The sequence below is a fragment of the Streptomyces sp. TG1A-8 genome (assembly GCF_030499535.1).
In the GTDB taxonomy this organism is placed as follows: domain Bacteria; phylum Actinomycetota; class Actinomycetes; order Streptomycetales; family Streptomycetaceae; genus Streptomyces.
This window is the reverse complement of the sequence record NZ_JASTLB010000001.1, coordinates 3,773,668-3,789,677: the sequence shown is the minus strand read 5'-3', so window position 1 is coordinate 3,789,677 and position 16,010 is coordinate 3,773,668. Positions and strand designations below refer to the sequence as shown.

The following is a 16,010-nucleotide window of genomic DNA, read 5'->3' as shown; positions in this document are numbered from 1 at the left end:
CCGCGGCCGGGCGTGGGGCGTCCGCCCGGGGCACCCCGCCGCGCCGGGCGGGGCGTCTCTCGTCGTGGGGCGCCCCGCCGGCGCGGGCGCCGGGTCAGTTGTCGCCGATCCGGGAGCCCAGGGTGAGGTCCACCGTGTGCTCCTGGCCGCCCCGCTTGTAGGTGATCTCGACCTTGTCGCCCGGCTGGTGGGTCCAGATGTCGCCGATCAGGGTCGGGCCGCTGTCGACCACCATGTCGTCGAGCTTGGTGATGACGTCACCGGGCTTGAGGCCGGCCTTGTCCGCCGGGCCGCCCGACTCGACCGCCGCGGCGCCCGCCGCGCCCGTGTCGGTGATCTTCGCGCCGTCCGTGGAGTCCTCCAGGGAGACGGACGCGCCGATCTTGGCGTACACCGGCTTGCCGGTCTTGATCAGTTGCTGGGCGACGTACTTGGCCTGGTTGATCGGGATGGCGAAGCCCAGGCCGATGGAACCGGACTGACCGGAGCCGAAGCCGCCGCTGCCGGTGGACTGGATCGCGGAGTTGATGCCGATCACCGCGCCGGAGGCGTTCAGCAGCGGGCCGCCGGAGTTGCCCGGGTTGATGGAGGCGTCGGTCTGCAGGGCGCTCATGTAGGACGCCTTGCTGGTGGAGCTGCCGTCGCTGGAGGCCACCGGGCGGTTCTTCGCGCTGATGATGCCCGTGGTGACCGTGTTGGACAGGCCGAACGGGGCGCCGATGGCGATCGTCTCGTCGCCGACGGCCACCTGGTCGGAGTTGCCGAGGGCGAGCGGCTTGAGGTCCGACGGGGCGTTCTTGAGCTTGATGACGGCGACGTCGTAGCCCTGTGCGTGGCCGACGATCTCGGCGTTGTACTTCTTGCCGTTCGGGAAGGTGGCGGTGAGCCTGCCGCCGTCCACCGCGTCCGCGACCACGTGGTTGTTGGTGACGATGTGGCCCTGGGTGTCGAAGACGAACCCGGTGCCGGTGCCGCCCTCGCCGCTGTTGCTCTCCGCCTCGATGGTGACGGTGCTGGGCAGGGCCCTGGAGGCCACGTTGGCGATCGTGCCGGGGGCCCGCTTGACCTGTGAGGCGCTGCTGTCGGAGGAGACGGTGGTGGAGCCGCTGCCGTCGTTGTCCTTGGCCAGGGTGTAGCCGAGCCCGCCGCCCAGGCCGCCCGCGACCAGCGCGGCCACCAGGACCGCGGCGATGAGTCCGCCGCGTCCGCCGCGCGCCTCGGGCGCGGGCTGCTGGTACGACGAACCCCATCCGGCGTGGGCGCCGCCGGAGCCGCCGTCGGCGTAGGCGGGCGTGGCCGGCGGCGGGGGCGGCCAGGAGCCGTCGGGGGCGGGGGTGCCGTAGGGCTGGTGCTGGTGCGCCTGCGGCGCCGGGCCGTACGGCTGGGCGCCGCCGGGAGCCGGGACGGAGGGCTGGGGGCCGCCGGCGTGGGGCTGCTGGGCCTGGCCCGCGGGCGCCGTGCCCTGCTCCGGGGCGCCGGGGCGGCCCTGGGGCACCGGCGGGAGCGGTGCCGTCGGCGCGCCCCCCTCGGGCGCGGGACCCTGCGGGGAGGCAGTGGGAGAGGCCACCGGCACGGGAGGTGCGGACGGGGCCGGGGGTACCGCGTTGCCCTCGTTCTCGGTGCTCACAGCTCTTCTCCTCGATCCACGGCTGTTGTCCTCAGTCGCACTCGGTCACATTTGCTCATGCTCGTCCACACCCGTCGTGGCGGTCACGTTCGGCACCCGAGAAGCGCGGGCCCGGTGCGGTGCAGCTGTGCACGGTCGGCTTCCTGTCGTACGCAGTCAGCTTTTCCCACGGGCCGTCAGAGCACCATAAGCGGTTGCTGTGGGTCCGGGGCCACCCTTTACATGGGACCTGTGGAGCAAAAATTATATAAACGGACAGGTTGTGCGACCATCGTCGCCCTCCGCACCCGCCCGCGCCGCCCCGCGTACCCCGTGTCGGTGGCACCATGACGCGGTGACCCACGCACCACAGCGGCGCATCCAGGTCGTCGCCCACCGGGGCGCCTCCGAGGACGCGCCCGAACACACGCTGGCCGCGTACAAGAAGGCGATCGAGGACGGCGCGGACGCCCTGGAGTGCGACGTGCGGCTCACCGCCGACGGCCACCTGGTCTGCGTCCACGACTGGCGGGTGAACCGCACCTCCAACGGCCGCGGCGCGGTCTCCGCCCTGGAGCTGGCCGACCTCGCCGCGCTGGACTTCGGCTCCTGGAAGACGCGCGAGGCCTGGCGCGGGCGGGACGAGGAGCCCGACTGGGAGCACCGGCCGGAGGACCCCGCCGACACCTCCGTGCTCACCCTGGAGCGGCTGCTGCAGCTGGTCGCGGACGCCGGCCGGCGCGTGGAGCTGGCCATCGAGACCAAGCACCCCACGCGCTGGGCCGGGCAGGTCGAGGAGCGGCTGCTGCTCCTGCTGAAGCGGTTCGGCCTGGACGCACCGGCCCGCGCCGAGGAGTCCCAGGTCCGCGTCATGAGCTTCTCGGCGCGTTCGCTGCACCGCGTGCGCGCCGCCGCGCCCACCCTGCCGACCGTCTACCTGATGCAGTTCGTCTCGCCCCGGCTGCGCGACGGGCGGCTGCCGGCCGGCGTGCGGATCGCCGGTCCCTCGATCCGGATCGTGCGCAACCACCCGGCCTACGTGGAGCGGCTGAAGCAGGCCGGCCACCAGGTGCACGTCTGGACCGTGAACGAGCCCGCGGACGTGGACCTCTGCCGCCGCCTCGGCATCGACGCCATCATCACCAACCGCCCGCGCGCGGTGCTGGACCGGCTGGGCCGGTGAACGCGCGTGCGTGAGGGGCGCCGGCCGGGCCGGTGAGCGTGTGTGAGGGGCACCGGCCCGGCCGCCACGCGTGCGCGGTGCCGCGCCGGCTCCGCCGCGCGCGTGCGCGGACCCACCACGGTCGCGCCCCGGCCCCGCTCCGGTCCGGCCGCCGGGTCGCGCGCGGGTCCCGGACGGGGACCGGTCGGATATCGGTCGGTCCGCGCCCCTTGACCCGGACGTCACGGCTCCACCATCCTCCCTTCTCGGCCACACCATCGAAATCAAGCCACACGACGGCACACCTGTCACGGGGCGTGCTCCGGCGCGCCCGCTGCGTGAGTGCACGTTGCGAGTGCATCACCGCAAGGGGATCGGTCGGTTTCCGGTTCAGGCCAAGGGGGCATCCACACCGTGGCGTGGGGCGAAGGAGGTCTCGGGGGTGGCGTTGGTGGTGGCACAGGAAGTGCCCGCGTCGTCGAGCATGGCCGTACCCCATGGCCCTGCGGGCGTGGGGAAGGCGAGGCACCGGATGCGCACGCAGTTGCGCAGCGGTGGCGTATCGGAAGCGGTCATCGACGATGCCGTGCTGATCCTTTCCGAGCTCTTGAGCAATGCCTGCAAACACGGGCGCCCCCTAGGGGACGGCACGGCCGGGGACGACGCCGTGCGCGCCGCGTGGCGGGTGGATCCCTGCGGGCGGCTCGTCGTGGAGGTGACGGACGGCGGCGGCCCGACCCGCCCGGCTCCGGCCACGCCCTCGGTCACGGCGCACGGCGGCCGGGGCCTGAACATCATCACGGCCCTCGCCGACGACTGGGGCGTCCGGGACAGCGTCCGCGGCGAGGTGACGGTCTGGGTGGTGGTGCACGAGGACGTGCACGATCCGGACGCCGGGTGCCGCCGCGGCGGTTTCGCTACGCGCGTCACGGCCCCTGCGGCCCCCGTCCTGGCCGGTCTGGACTTCGCGGACGCCTTCGAGGACCTGGGCTGAGCCGGAAGGCACCGGAAGGCGCCCGCCGGGAGCGCCGGGGGCCACCGCGGACGTGGGGCGCCCGAGGGCCGGCGGGACCCCGGACCCGTCCACGGGTTCACACCTGTGGCCCCGTCCACGGGCCCGTTGTCCACAGGATCCCGTCGGCGGTGGTGTGAACGGCTAGGCTCCCGCCGTACGAGACGAGCCGTAACCGGGAGACACCCACCATGGCCAAGAAGCGACCCCCGACGAAGGCCAAGCGGCCGCAGCTCAGCGACGCGGAGGTCCCGGTCGTCGGCGCCCGCGAGCCCTGCCCCTGCGGCAGCGGCCGGCGTTACAAGGCGTGCCACGGACGGGCCGCCGCCCACGCGGTGACCGAGCTGGTGCACCGCCCCTTCGAGGGCCTGCCGCGCGAGTGCGACTGGGTGGCGCTGCGCGAGCTGGTGCCCGCCGCCACGGCCGAGCTGACCCTGCGCGACGGCCTGCCCGAGGGTGTCCCGTCGGTCACGCTGGCCACGGTGCTGCCGATGGCCTGGCCCGCGCTGCGCCGCGACGACGGCTCGGTGCTGCTCGGCCTGCAGAACGACACGGCGTCCGGCGACATCAGCCGCGACCTCGCCGATACGCTCCTGCGCGCCCTGGAGGCCCCGCCCGGCACACCGGTGGAGGGCCGCCGCGCCCCGGCCGACGGCCCGCGGCTGCAGGACCTGCTCGACCCGGACGCCGCGTTGGAGCCGGTCGTGCACAGCGGCTTCGAGTTCTGGGTGCCGGACGCGGAGAACGCGGCTCCGGAGGTGGCCGCCTCCCTGGAGCGGGCCAACGCCGCCGCCATCCCCACCGCGAGGCTGACCGGCGTGGAAGCGGCCTACTGGTGCGGGACCCCGGAGAAGAACCACCTGCGCTGGGTCATGCCGCACCCGGAGGAGCAGCTTCTGGACGCCCTCGCCCGGCTGCACGCGGCCGGCCGCTCCAGCCTCGGTGACGGCACCCGGCTGGTGGGCTCCTTCCGCGCCCACGGCCTCACCGTGCCGGTGTGGGACCTGCCGACCTCGGTCGGGGCCGAGGACGTGGAGAAGCCGGCCGCCGAGTTCGCCGAGCGCCTCGCCGCCGCCCTCGCCGTCCAGGAGCCGCTCACGGCGGACGAGCGCCGGGCGCGCGGCGGCCTGACCAACCGGCAGGTCACCCTCAGCTGAGCCGTCCGGACACCCGCGGACCACCGCGCGGAGGTGACTCCTGTCACAACTCCCGGCGGTGACCGGGAAATCGTTGTCCGAATAGCCGAGATCGAATTTGTAAACCGGCGATCTCTTGTTACCGTTCCCATAGCCCGGTTGCTGGTGCATCCCCCGTCGCCAGCAACCGGGTCTTTCCATGCCCGTGCACGGTGGACAGCGCGCCGCGGAACGTCAACTTCCCGTGCGCCCTTCCATGTTGCTGGCCGAGCGCAGCAGCAGGGGCCGGCCGGCCCCGCGGGCGGAGAACTCGGTGACGGCCGTGTAGGCGTCCAGCGACCCCCCGGTGGCCTCGCGGGGCGTCTCGCAGGTGGCGGGCTCGTCCTCGGTGCCCGTGGCGCAGCGCATCCCGACGGTCCGGCCGCCCGGCCCCATCAGGCTCAGCACGGAGTCCAGCACCTCGCCGGTGGCGTTGCGGTAGTAGGTGCGCGCCCAGGTGTCCCCGCCCTGGGTGAGCACGCAGGTCTGTGCCTCGATCCCGTCCGGGGAGGACAGTTCGGGCCCGCAGCGGGCGGCGGTGGCCAGGCCCAGGCCGAGCAGGCGGGAGCGGGAGGGCGACGCGGCGGAGGGCGTCCCGGCGTCGCGTCCGGCGAGGTCGCGCAGGACCTCCCGCGCGGCGCCGCCGGCCGGCACACCGGCCCTGCCCTCGCCCCGCGCGGCCTCGCCCACCTGTCCCGTGGACGCCACGGCCAGCGGCAGCGCGACCACCGCCGCCACGGCGCCCGCGAGGGCGAGCAGGCGCAGCCTGCGGTGGACCGGCCCGTCACCGCGCGGCGGCCGGGCGCCGCGCCTCCCAGGATTTCGCAGCATGAGCGGAAGATAACGACCGCGGGCGGCCCGGCCGGGCCGCCCGCGCCCGACACCCCTACGACTCGGGCGCGCTCACCCCCGTACGAGTGAGGGCGTCCACCACGGCGTCCACCACCGCCTCCACGTCGGGCACCCAGGGCGCGGCCGAGCCGGGCAGCGGCGCGCGCTCCCAGCGCACGGCGCCCTGGCCGGTCTCCGAGGGCGGCAGGGCGATGTAGCCGCCCTCGCCGTGGAAGCGCAGGGAGCCGGGCACGAAGTCCTTGGCGTACAGCAGCTCGCCCAGCTGTTCCATGGAGTAGGGCTTGACCAGCAGCGACCAGCGGGCCGGCGCGGCGATCACCGGGCCGAGCCGCATGCCGTGCCGGTCGAGCAGGTCGAGGGCGTGGGCCGCGGCCGGCGCCGGCAGGCTGACGGCGCAGGGCGCCCGGCCGCCGGTCGCGAGGATGATCGGCGCGTTCGGCCGTTCGCTCCACCACCAGCGCACCATGCGCGCGTCCGTGGTGGCCGCGAGCAGGCCGGGGTCGAAGGGATGAGCACCGGGCACCGTGCACTCCGGGTCGGGGCAGGCGCAGCGGGCCCGGCCCTCCGGGTCCGGGGCCACGCCCGGGAGTACGGGCCACTGCCATTCCGTCGCGAAGGTAAGGGCCGCGCCGATCGGCTCAGGCCTCCCGCCGTTCCGCCTGGACAGGAGCCTGCGTCGCCTTCCGAGGATCTCGCGCATGAGCGCTCGTTCCTTTCCGTTGCACCGCTGGCAACACCGTGGGCCACATCACGTCATGTGTCGATCACTTCACTGTGCGTACCTGTTGGCGCATCACACCCCTGCTCCCGGCAGGGAGAACCCCGAGGGGTCGAACATTGACCGCGTCCGCACCGATGGTGCGTCCGTCACGAGCACGGCTGCGGCACGGGGGTGGCGAAGTATGGCGCTTTGCGTCGCACGTGGTTCTCTCCGCCTCCGCCACGGGAGGATGGGGCTCGGTCGTCGGTGGTTATGACGCCCGGGTCCGCCGCCAGGTTCCGGGTGGCCCTCGACCACCCCTGGCCTTCTCCGAGTACGTACCCATCACGACCGCTGTGACGCTCCGTGGAGCAGGGCCAGTCGACCGCAGTGAACCGTCACCCGAGGCAGTTTCAAGCCAACTCGACAGTAAGGCAAGGGGTTCGGGTGAAACCCGGGGCGAATCCGCGGACACCAGGAATCCCCGCAGGACAATGCTGGACATCCCCGTACGAGTGCGTGTACATGTGGAGACATTGCCGACGGCGCAGAACGACATGGGGGTTTGCGATGCTTTTCAGCATTACGCACCGGTCCGGAGGCCGGACACCATGAGCGCCCCACACCCTTCGAAAGTGGCCGGAATCGACGCACCGATTCCCCCTTCCGCCCACACTGTCGCGCCGGCACCCCCCGCCCCGGACGCCGCTCAGGCACCCACGGCCCCTCCCGTTCCCGCTCCCGGCACCCCCGTCCCCGGCACCCCCGCTCCCGGCGCCCTGCTCCAGGACCGGCTGGCCGGCCGGGTCGCGGACCTCACCACGCTGCACGAACTCACCGGGCGCCTGTGCCGCACGAACGCCCTGGAGCCGGCCCTGCGGGAACTGCTGCGCGCCGGCTCCCTCCTGGTCGGCGCCCGCCGTGCCCTCGCCGTCCTGGAGCCCGCCGACGGACTCGGCCCCCGCACCACCGTCGGCCTCGGCCTCGGCCGCGCCGACCTCGGCCACATCGAGACCGTGCCGCGCGGCTGCCTGCCCCACGGTGCCCTCCTGGACGCCGACAACGCCGAGGACGCCGGTGACGCGGGCGACGCCGGCGGGACCACCGAGGCCGTGCGCCCCGACCTGCTGGCCGAGGACGGCCTCGACCCCCGCCACCGCGAGGTCGCCCGCCGCCTCGGTTACGCCGCCGGCTACGCGCTCCCGCTGGCCGCCGACTCCGCCGGCCGGCTCGGCGCGGCCCTCTGGCTGTACGACGAGCCCGCCGAGCCGGACGAGCGCCGCCGGCACCTCGCCCGCCTGTACGTCCGCCACGCCGCCGAACACCTCGCCCGGCTGGTGGAGGTGGAGCGCACGCGCGCGCGCCTGGCCGCCCTCACCGAGGGACTGCTCCCCTCCCGGCTGCCCCGCGTGCCCGGGGTCCAGCTCGCCGTCCGGCACCGCACCGGCCCGCGCGGCGGCGGCGACTGGTACGACGCGCTGCCGCTGCCCGACGCCGCCCTCGGCCTCTCCGTGGGCTCGGTCACCGGCTCCGGACCCGGCGCGGTGGCCGCCACGGGCCGGCTGCGGGCCTCCTTGCGGGCCTACGCGGTGATGGAGGGCGAGGACCCGGTCGCCGTCCTGTCCGACCTGGAACTGCTGCTGCGGCTGACCGAACCCGCCCGCTGCGCCACCGCCCTGTTCGCGTACTGCGAGCCGGCCCTGCGCAGGATCACCCTGGCCGGGGCCGGGCACAGCCCGCCGCTGCTGGTCGGGGAGCGGCGCACCGAGTTCGCCGAGACCTCCGTCTCCGCGCCGCTGGGCATGCTCACCTGCTGGGAGGCGCCCAGCACGGAGATCCGGGCGGAGGCCGGGGAGACGGTCCTGCTCTACACCGACGGGCTGCTGCACCGCACCGGCGACCCGGTGGACCGCGCCTTCGCCCGGCTGCACACGGCGGCCGCGGGCATCCCGCTCCCGCTGCGCCGCGACCCGGCGGCCGTCGCCGACCACGTGCTGCGCACGCTCCTGCCGGACGGCGCGGACACGGCGGACGGCGAGGAGGACGTGGTGCTGCTGGCGGCCCGCTTCGACTGAGCCGGTGCGCGCGGCCCCGCCCGGTTGGCATGACCGGGCATAACAGGTCATCCGGCCTCGGCCCGTCCTCGGTACGACCGTACGATGATGGAGGTCCCCGCTCGGCCAGGAGCGCGGGTGCCGCGGGCCCCGCGGGAGACCACATGGCGTATCGAGGAGGATCACGTGTCCGACGAGCCCAACCCGGCTGTGACCGATCCCGCCGCTGACGCGGTGGACCCGGGGACCGAGCCCGAGGAGCCCATCAAGCAGCGGAAGAACGGCCTGACCCCGGGCGTCTCCGACGAGCTTGCCGAGAACATGAAGTCCGGCTGGGCCGACACCGAGCTGCGCGACCTGGAGCCCGTCGCCCAGGCCGCCGAGACCGCGCGCCGCCGCGCCGCGCTCTCCGCGCGCTTCCCGGGCGAGCGCCTCGTGATCCCCGCAGGCAACCTGAAGACCCGTTCGAACGACACGGAGTACCCCTTCCGCTCCTCCGTCGAGTACGCCTACCTCACCGGCAACCAGACCGAGGACGGCGTCCTCGTGCTGGAGCCCACGGCCGACGGACACCGGGAGACGATCTACCTCCTGCCCCGCTCGAACCGTGAGAACGGCGAGTTCTGGCTCTCCGGCCAGGGCGAGCTGTGGGTCGGCCGCCGCCACTCCCTCGCCGAGTCCGAGGTGCTGTACGGCATCCCGGCCGCCGACGTGCGCGAGCTGGCCGGCCGGCTGCGCGAGGCCACCGGGCCGGTACGGGTCGTGCGCGGGTACGACGCCGGCATCGAGGCGGCCCTGGCGGACAAGGTCACCGCCGAGCGCGACGAGGAGCTGCGGGTCTTCCTCTCCGAGGCCCGGCTGGTCAAGGACGCGTTCGAGATCGGCGAGCTGCAGAAGGCCGTCGACTCCACCGTGCGCGGCTTCGAGGACGTCGTGAAGGTCCTCGACAGGGCCGAGGCGACGAGCGAGCGCTACATCGAGGGCACGTTCTTCCTGCGCGCGCGCGTGGAGGGCAACGACGTCGGCTACGGCTCCATCTGCGCGGCCGGCCCGCACGCCTGCACGCTGCACTGGGTGCGCAACGACGGCCCGGTGCGCTCCGGCGACCTGCTCCTGCTGGACGCGGGCGTGGAGACGCACACCCTGTACACCGCCGACGTTACGCGCACGCTGCCCGTCAACGGCACCTACAGCGAGATCCAGAAGAAGGTTTACGACGCCGTCTACGAGGCCCAGGAGGCCGGTATCGCGGCCGTGCGGCCCGGCGCCAAGTTCCGCGACTTCCACGAGGCCGCCCAGCGCGTGCTCGCCGAGAGGCTCGTGGAGTGGGGCCTGGTCGAGGGCCCGGTCGAGCGGGTCCTGGAGCTGGGCCTGCAGCGTCGCTGGACCCTGCACGGCACCGGCCACATGCTCGGCATGGACGTGCACGACTGCGCCGCCGCACGGACGGAGACGTACGTCGACGGCACGCTGGAGCCCGGCATGGTGCTCACCGTCGAGCCGGGCCTGTACTTCCAGGCCGACGACCTGACGGTCCCGCAGGAGTACCGGGGCATCGGCGTCCGCATCGAGGACGACATCCTGGTCACCGAGGACGGCAACCGGAACCTCAGCGCCGCGCTGCCCCGGCGGTCGGACGAGGTCGAGCGGTGGATGGCGGCCCTGAAGGGCTGACGGCACGCCGGACGGCCGGGTACCGACGGGTGCCCGGCCGGTTCCGTGCGCCGCGCGGGGTTCAGGCCGTGAGCAGCGAAGGGTCCTTCCTCCACTTGAGGATCTTGTCGAAGCTGACCACGGTCCCGGCCCGGCCCGGCTTGGCTCCGATGTGGACGTGATCGGCCAGTTCCCGGATCAGGCACAGCCCGCGGCCGTGCTCGGCGTCCGCGCGGGCGGGCCTGGGGCCCTGGGTGAGGAAGACGCCGGTCCCGGAGTCGGACACCTCGATGCGGCACATCTCGCCGTCGAGGTACGCCGTCACGCGGTACGCCTCCGGGCCGCCGTCGGACGCGGCGGCCCCGCCGTGCTCGACCGCGTTCGCGCAGGCCTCGCTGAGGGCCACCGACAGGTCGTAGGAGATGTCGGGGTCGACGCCCGCGGTCTCCATCGTGCCGATCAGCAGCCGCCGGGCGAGCGGTACGCTCGCGGCCTCGCGGCGTAAGTGGAGTGACCACCAGATGCTCATGCTCCAGCCTCCTGGCCGCGGCTCGACATACCGATACCTATTGCCGCCCGTGCGTGACCGTAAGCACCCTGTTGACGCCGGTCCCCCCATATGGTCGATGTGCGGGGGGACGAATCGGTGTATGGAAGGACGTCTCCTGGCGGACGGCCCCCGTGGACGGCCGCTCCACGGCCGCCCGGGAATGGCGGGGACCTGCCGTGGGACGCGGGCGGGCGCAGTGCGATGATGGGGCCGCCATGACTGCCCCCCACCCGCGCGCGGCGCGGCCCGGACCCGGGGTCCGGATCCTGCGGGCCGCGGTGTTCGCCGCGGTCTGTGTCGTGCTGGCCGCGGCCGGGCACACACTGGCTTCCTGCGCGAGCGTGCCGCCGTGGACGCTCGGGGCGGGATTCCTGGGCTCCCTGCTGCTGGTGGCACCGCTCGCCGGACGGGCGCGTTCCCTGCCGGGCATCGCCGCGCTGCTGGCGCTCGGCCAGATCGTGCTGCACACGCTGTTCGGGCTGGGGCAGCACGGGGCCGCGATGGCCTTCGGGGCCGTGCCGACGGGTGCCACGGGCCCGGCGGGCCCCATGCCGCCGATGGGCTCGATGCAGTCGATGCCCTCAATGCCGTCGATGGGGGCGACGGGGGCGACGGGCGCTTCACTGAGCGACGGTGCGCTCGTGGAGCGCGCCGCGCGGCTGCTGTGCGGGTCCAGCGCGTCGGCGCTCACCCCCGGGCACGCCTACCGCCTCCTGCTGGACGCCCGCCTCATCGACGCCGCGGGCCGGCCCGCGGGCGCCCCGCCGGTCCCGCACCAGGCGCACGGCGCCACCGGCTCCCTGCCGACCCTGCTGCCGTCCCTGCCGATGCTGCTCGCTCACGTCCTCGCGGCCGTCGCCGTCGGCTGGCTGCTGCGCCACGGCGACCTGGCCCTGCTGCGGCTGATCGAACTGTCCGCGCACGGCGTCGCGGAGGGGGCGCTCGTACGATCCCTGCGCGCGGCACTCGCACTGGTGCACGCCCTGTGCGCCGGGCTGCTGCCCGCGGCCGGACCGGGCCCGCGTCCCGGCCGCACCGTCGGGGACGAGACGCCCGGCCCGCACACCGCCGTGCTCCAGCACACGGTGATCCGGCGCGGCCCGCCCGCCGACGCGTTCCTCCTCGCCGCCTGACGCGACGCGACCACCACCACTCCCGCAACCGGAGCAGGGGGGCCGCCGCGCGGCACGCGCGCGTGCGCACCGGACCCGAGCGGCCCGGCCACGCGCACGCGTACTCCCCGTCGTCACCGGAACCCACCCAGAGCGGAGTGCTCCTGTCATGCAGGTTTCCCGTACCGCCTCCCGTGTCACCGCCGCCACCGCCGTCGCCGGCACGGCCGTCCTGGCCCTGTCCGCCCCGGCCTTCGCGCACGTCACCGTGCAGCCCGAGGGCACCGCGGCCAAGGGCGGTTACGCCGTCATCGACTTCAAGGTCCCCAACGAGCGCGACAACGCCTCGACCACCAAGCTGGAGGTGAACCTCCCCGCCGACCACCCGCTCGCCTCGGTCATGCCCGAGCCCGTCGCCGGCTGGAGCGTGAAGGTCACCAAGTCCACGCTGGACAAGCCGCTGACCCTGCACGGCGAGAAGATCGCCCAGGCCGTCACCAAGGTCACCTGGACCGCCGACGGCAAGGGCATCCAGCCCGGCTACTTCCAGAAGTTCCCGCTCTCCGTCGGCGCCCTGCCCGAGGACACCGACCAGCTCGTCTTCAAGGCGATCCAGACGTACTCCAACCACGAGGTCGTGCGCTGGATCGAGGTGCAGCAGGAGGGCCAGGACGAGCCCGAGAACCCGGCCCCGGCGCTGGAGCTGTCCGCCGCCGACGACGACCACGCCACCCCCGCGGCAGGGGACACCGACTCCGACTCCGACTCCGGCAAGGAGACGGCCGCCGACGGGGGTTCGGGCGGTGGCAGTGACACCACCGCGCGGGTGCTCGGCATCGCCGGCATCGTCATCGGCGCCGCGGGCGTCGCCTACGGCGTCCTCGTGGGCCGCCGCCGGACCGCCTGACCGACCGTTCCGCACGCGCGCCCGGGGTCGTGCGACGCTGTCGTACGACCCCGGTGCGCGCCGGAATCCTTACATCTGGGACATTTCGTTATGCGCAAGAAGACGTTCGCCGCGGCCGCGCTGCTCGCCGCCGCCACCCTGACCCTCTCCGCCTGCGGCAGCGGTGACGAGGGCGGCTCACCGGTCGCCGCGGTCTCCCAGGAGGCCGGCTCCGCCAAGGCGGCCACCGTTCTCGACCCGCCGTTCAAGAAGCCGGACCTGGTGCTCACCGACACCCACGGCAAGAAGTACGACCTGCGCGCGCGGACCGAGGGCCACCCCACCCTGCTCTACTTCGGCTACACGCACTGCCCCGACATCTGCCCGGCGACGATGAGCAACATCGCCGTCGCCAAGAAGGCGCTGCCCCGGGACGAGCGGGACGACCTCAGGGTCGTGTTCGTCACCACCGACCCCGGCCGCGACACCCCGGCCGAACTGGGCAAGTGGCTCAAGGGCATCGACCCGCAGTTCATCGGCCTGACCGGTGACTTCCCCGCCGTGCAGGCCGGTGCCCGCTCCCTGGGCATCTCCATCGAGGCGACGAGGAAGGACAAGAACGGCGAGCTCGTCTCGGTCCACGGCACCCAGGTCGTCGCGTTCTCGCCGAAGACCAACGGCGGGTACGTCCTCTACGGCGAGGACGCCACGGTCGACGACTACACCAAGGACCTCCCGAAGCTGGTCGAGGGGGCCAGGCCATGAGGCGTCGCGCCGCCCTGACCGCGGCCGCGCTGGCCGCCGGCCTCGTCCTCACGGGCTGCTCCGGGTCCGGGTCCGGAGCCGGTGGGGCCGAGCTGTCCGTGAGCGGGCCGTACATGCCCCAGCCGGTCTCCGCCGACATGGCGGCCGGCTTCCTGACGATCACCAACGCAGGTGGCGCGCGGGACGAGCTGACCTCGGTCAGCAGTGACGTCGCCGGCCGGGTCACCATGCACAGCACCGTCGGCGGCACCATGGAGGAGAAGACCTCCTTCGTCGTCCCCGCGCACGGCCGCCTCGTGTTCGCCAGCGGTGGCAACCACCTGATGTTCGAGGGGCTGAAGCGCAAGCCGGTGCGGGGCCAGACGGTGACCGTGCGGCTGACCTTCGCCGAGTCCGGGACCCGTACCGTCGAGATGCCGGTGAAGTCCGCCACGTACAACCCGACGACCGGCCACTGAGGGAGGGACCACCTTGACGCGGACCATCACCCCCCGCCTGCGCGCCCTGGTGCTGCTGCTGCTCGCCGTCACCGGGGCGCTGTTCGCGGGCGCCGCTCCGGCGTCCGCGCACGCCGCGCTGACCGGCAGCGCCCCCGCACAGGGGGTGGTGGTCGACGAGGCACCGTCCCAGGTGTCGCTCACCTTCTCCGAGAAGGTGGCGATGAACGACGACTCCCTGCGGGTCCTCGACCCGCGGGGCGGGAAGGTCGAGGTGGGCCCGCCCGCCAACGTGAGCGGGACGACGTACGCCGTGCGGCTGAGGAGCGGCCTCGGCAAGGGCACCTACACGGTCACCTACCAGGTCGTCTCGGAGGACAGCCACCCCGTCTCCGGCGCCTACACCTTCTCCGTCGGGGCGCCCTCGCGCACCACGGTCGTCGGCGCCGGGACCGCGGCGGGCGGCGGAGCCGTCGGCGCGCTCTACGCGTTCGGGCGGTACGTGTCGTACGCCGGCTTCATCGTCCTCGTGGGCGGCGCCGCCTTCGTGCTGGCCTGCTGGCAGCGCGGCTCCGGGGTACGGGCCCTGCAGCGGCTCGTGGTCGGCGGCTGGCTCACGCTCACCGCGGCCACCCTGTGGCTGCTGCTCCTGCGCGGCGCGTACACCACGACCGGGAGCCTCGGCGACGCCTTCGACCTCGGCCTGCTGGGCGAGGTGCTGCACACCAAGACCGGCGCCACGCTGGTCTCCCGGCTGCTGCTGCTGTCCGCCGCCGCGCTGTTCATCGCCGTCCTCTTCGGCGCCCACGCCAAGCGGGAGGAGGGCGCGGAGAAGCGCGACCTGACCTTCGGGCTCGCCACCGGCGGAGGGGTCGTGGCCGCCGGGCTCGCCGCGAGCTGGGCCATGGCCGAGCACGCCTCCACCGGGCTCCAGCCGGACATCGCCATGCCCGTCGACATCGTCCACCTGCTGGCCGTGGCCGCCTGGCTGGGCGGACTGGCCGCCCTGCTCGTCGCCCTGTACCGGGCGCCCGCCGGGACGCCGGTGGAGGCCGGCGCCGTCCACCGCTTCTCCCGCCTCGCCTTCGGCTCCGTGCTCGCCCTGGTGGCCACCGGCGTCTACCAGTCCTGGCGCCAGCTCGGCTCCTGGGCGGCGTTCACCGGCACCCGGTACGGGCAGTTGCTGCTGGTCAAGATCGCCCTGGTGGCGCTGCTGGTCGGCATCGCGTGGACGTCCCGGCGGTGGACGGGCCGGCTCGTGGACGCGCACGCCGTCGTACAGGCCGTACAGACCGTGCAGACCGCGCAGCAGCCCGGGAAGGAGCGCACCGCCGCGTCGGGGGACGCTCGCGGGAGCGACCCCGACGGTGCCGGCGGCGGCCGGGACGCCGCGACCGGCGGGGACCGGGGCACCGGCGGGGACCGGGACACCGGTGCCGGGGAGACCGTGACCGGCGACGGCAAGCGGGCCGCCCAGCTGGCCCGGCAGCGGGCCGCCGTGGACGCCGCCCGGCGCAAGCGGCTGCGGGACGCCGACCCCAACCGCTTCGGACTGCGCCGCTCGGTGCTGGCCGAAGCGGGCGTCGCGGTGGTCCTGCTCGCCGTCACCACCGCGCTCACCCAGACCGAGCCGGGCCGCACCGAGCAGGCCGCCGAGGCCGCCGCCCCGTCCTCCGCCACCAGCCCGGCCGACTCCTCGGGCGCGCTGACCCTCGACATGCCCTTCGACACCGGCGGCACCGGCGGCCGGGGCCTCATCCGCGTCGACCTCGACCCCGCGCGCGTGGGCGCCAACGAGCTGCGCCTGTCCGTGCGGCGTCCCGACGGGCGCGCCTTCGACGTCCCCGAGGTGAAGGTCGCCCTCACCCTGGAGGCGAAGAGGCTCGGCCCGCTTCCGGTCGCCCCCGACCACGTCACCACCGGTCACTGGGCGGCGAGCGGCGTGCAGATCCCCGTGGCGGGTGACTGGAGGGTCGCCGTGACCGTGCGGACCTCCGACATCGACCAGGTGACCGTCTCCAAGAACGCGCAGATCGGCTGAACCAC

The 16,010-nt window shown here is 74.2% G+C and carries 14 protein-coding genes; 10 read left to right on the top strand and 4 right to left on the bottom strand.

What is annotated here, in order from left to right; all coding sequences use genetic code 11:
- Window positions 1-94: 94 nt before the first annotated feature.
- Window positions 95-1,627 (bottom strand): S1C family serine protease, encoded by a 1,533-nt coding sequence (locus QQY24_RS16440; RefSeq protein ID WP_301973440.1) that lies wholly within the window; start codon window positions 1,625-1,627, stop codon window positions 95-97.
- Window positions 1,628-1,961: 334 nt separating this feature from the next.
- Here QQY24_RS16440 and QQY24_RS16435 point away from each other — a divergent pair, with 334 nt between their 5' ends.
- From QQY24_RS16435 to QQY24_RS16425, 3 genes are all read left to right on the top strand, one after another.
- Window positions 1,962-2,789, top strand: a complete 828-nt coding sequence (locus tag QQY24_RS16435) for a glycerophosphodiester phosphodiesterase (protein ID WP_301973439.1) — start codon at window positions 1,962-1,964, stop codon at window positions 2,787-2,789.
- Window positions 2,790-3,123: 334 nt separating this feature from the next.
- Window positions 3,124-3,762 (top strand): ATP-binding protein, encoded by a 639-nt coding sequence (locus QQY24_RS16430; RefSeq protein ID WP_301973438.1) that lies wholly within the window; start codon window positions 3,124-3,126, stop codon window positions 3,760-3,762.
- A gap of 209 nt (window positions 3,763-3,971) precedes the next feature.
- Window positions 3,972-4,937, top strand: a complete 966-nt coding sequence (locus QQY24_RS16425) for a DUF5926 family protein (RefSeq protein ID WP_301973437.1) — start codon at window positions 3,972-3,974, stop codon at window positions 4,935-4,937.
- Between the two features lie 213 nt (window positions 4,938-5,150).
- Here the strand turns inward: QQY24_RS16425 and QQY24_RS16420 are convergent, their stop codons facing one another.
- The gene (locus QQY24_RS16420; RefSeq protein ID WP_301973436.1) at window positions 5,151-5,786 is read right to left on the bottom strand and encodes a hypothetical protein; all 636 of its coding nucleotides are present in this window, start codon (window positions 5,784-5,786) and stop codon (window positions 5,151-5,153) included.
- A gap of 55 nt (window positions 5,787-5,841) precedes the next feature.
- Entirely contained in the window at window positions 5,842-6,507 is a 666-nt protein-coding gene (locus QQY24_RS16415) for a bifunctional DNA primase/polymerase (RefSeq protein ID WP_301973435.1), read from the bottom strand.
- A gap of 494 nt (window positions 6,508-7,001) precedes the next feature.
- Between QQY24_RS16415 and QQY24_RS16410 the strand changes: the two genes are divergently transcribed.
- Both QQY24_RS16410 and QQY24_RS16405 read left to right on the top strand, forming a co-directional pair.
- Window positions 7,002-8,582, top strand: a complete 1,581-nt coding sequence (locus QQY24_RS16410; RefSeq protein ID WP_301973434.1) for a PP2C family protein-serine/threonine phosphatase — start codon at window positions 7,002-7,004, stop codon at window positions 8,580-8,582.
- 189 nt (window positions 8,583-8,771) lie between these two features.
- Window positions 8,772-10,235: an aminopeptidase P family protein gene (locus QQY24_RS16405; RefSeq protein ID WP_301976267.1), complete on the top strand. Its 1,464-nt coding sequence runs from the start codon at window positions 8,772-8,774 to the stop codon at window positions 10,233-10,235.
- 61 nt (window positions 10,236-10,296) lie between these two features.
- On the opposite strand, the gene QQY24_RS16400 is transcribed toward QQY24_RS16405, so the two are convergent.
- Window positions 10,297-10,743, bottom strand: coding sequence for an ATP-binding protein (locus QQY24_RS16400; protein ID WP_301973433.1), 447 nt, complete (start codon window positions 10,741-10,743; stop codon window positions 10,297-10,299).
- Between the two features lie 236 nt (window positions 10,744-10,979).
- On the opposite strand from QQY24_RS16400, the gene QQY24_RS16395 reads away from it, so the two are divergent.
- From QQY24_RS16395 to QQY24_RS16375, 5 genes are all read left to right on the top strand, one after another.
- Window positions 10,980-11,897: a hypothetical protein gene (locus tag QQY24_RS16395; protein ID WP_301973432.1), complete on the top strand. Its 918-nt coding sequence runs from the start codon at window positions 10,980-10,982 to the stop codon at window positions 11,895-11,897.
- 148 nt (window positions 11,898-12,045) lie between these two features.
- A complete protein-coding gene (locus QQY24_RS16390; protein ID WP_301973431.1) occupies window positions 12,046-12,783 on the top strand; it encodes a YcnI family protein in 738 nt (245 codons plus the stop codon).
- A 90-nt stretch (window positions 12,784-12,873) separates the two neighbouring features.
- Window positions 12,874-13,527: an SCO family protein gene (locus QQY24_RS16385; RefSeq protein ID WP_301973430.1), complete on the top strand. Its 654-nt coding sequence runs from the start codon at window positions 12,874-12,876 to the stop codon at window positions 13,525-13,527.
- On the top strand, window positions 13,524-13,985 hold the full coding sequence (locus QQY24_RS16380) for a copper chaperone PCu(A)C (protein ID WP_301973429.1): 462 nt from the start codon (window positions 13,524-13,526) through the stop codon (window positions 13,983-13,985). The genes QQY24_RS16385 and QQY24_RS16380 overlap by 4 nt, the downstream gene beginning before the upstream one ends.
- Window positions 13,986-13,998: 13 nt before the next feature.
- A complete protein-coding gene (locus QQY24_RS16375; protein ID WP_301973428.1) occupies window positions 13,999-16,005 on the top strand; it encodes a copper resistance protein CopC in 2,007 nt (668 codons plus the stop codon).
- Window positions 16,006-16,010 lie beyond the last annotated feature (5 nt).

Excerpts from the sequence above, each read along its gene's own strand:
- QQY24_RS16400 (WP_301973433.1), bottom strand. The coding sequence starts at position 10,743 with ATGAGCATCTGGTGGTCACTCCACTTACGCCGCGAGGCCGCGAGCGTA.
- QQY24_RS16425 (WP_301973437.1), top strand. The coding sequence starts at position 3,972 with ATGGCCAAGAAGCGACCCCCGACGAAGGCCAAGCGGCCGCAGCTCAGC.
- QQY24_RS16395 (WP_301973432.1), top strand. The coding sequence starts at position 10,980 with ATGACTGCCCCCCACCCGCGCGCGGCGCGGCCCGGACCCGGGGTCCGG.
- QQY24_RS16415 (WP_301973435.1), bottom strand. The coding sequence starts at position 6,507 with ATGCGCGAGATCCTCGGAAGGCGACGCAGGCTCCTGTCCAGGCGGAAC.
- QQY24_RS16420 (WP_301973436.1), bottom strand. The coding sequence starts at position 5,786 with ATGCTGCGAAATCCTGGGAGGCGCGGCGCCCGGCCGCCGCGCGGTGAC.
- QQY24_RS16380 (WP_301973429.1), top strand. The coding sequence starts at position 13,524 with ATGAGGCGTCGCGCCGCCCTGACCGCGGCCGCGCTGGCCGCCGGCCTC.
- QQY24_RS16385 (WP_301973430.1), top strand. The coding sequence starts at position 12,874 with ATGCGCAAGAAGACGTTCGCCGCGGCCGCGCTGCTCGCCGCCGCCACC.
- QQY24_RS16410 (WP_301973434.1), top strand. The coding sequence starts at position 7,002 with ATGCTGGACATCCCCGTACGAGTGCGTGTACATGTGGAGACATTGCCG.
- QQY24_RS16390 (WP_301973431.1), top strand. The coding sequence starts at position 12,046 with ATGCAGGTTTCCCGTACCGCCTCCCGTGTCACCGCCGCCACCGCCGTC.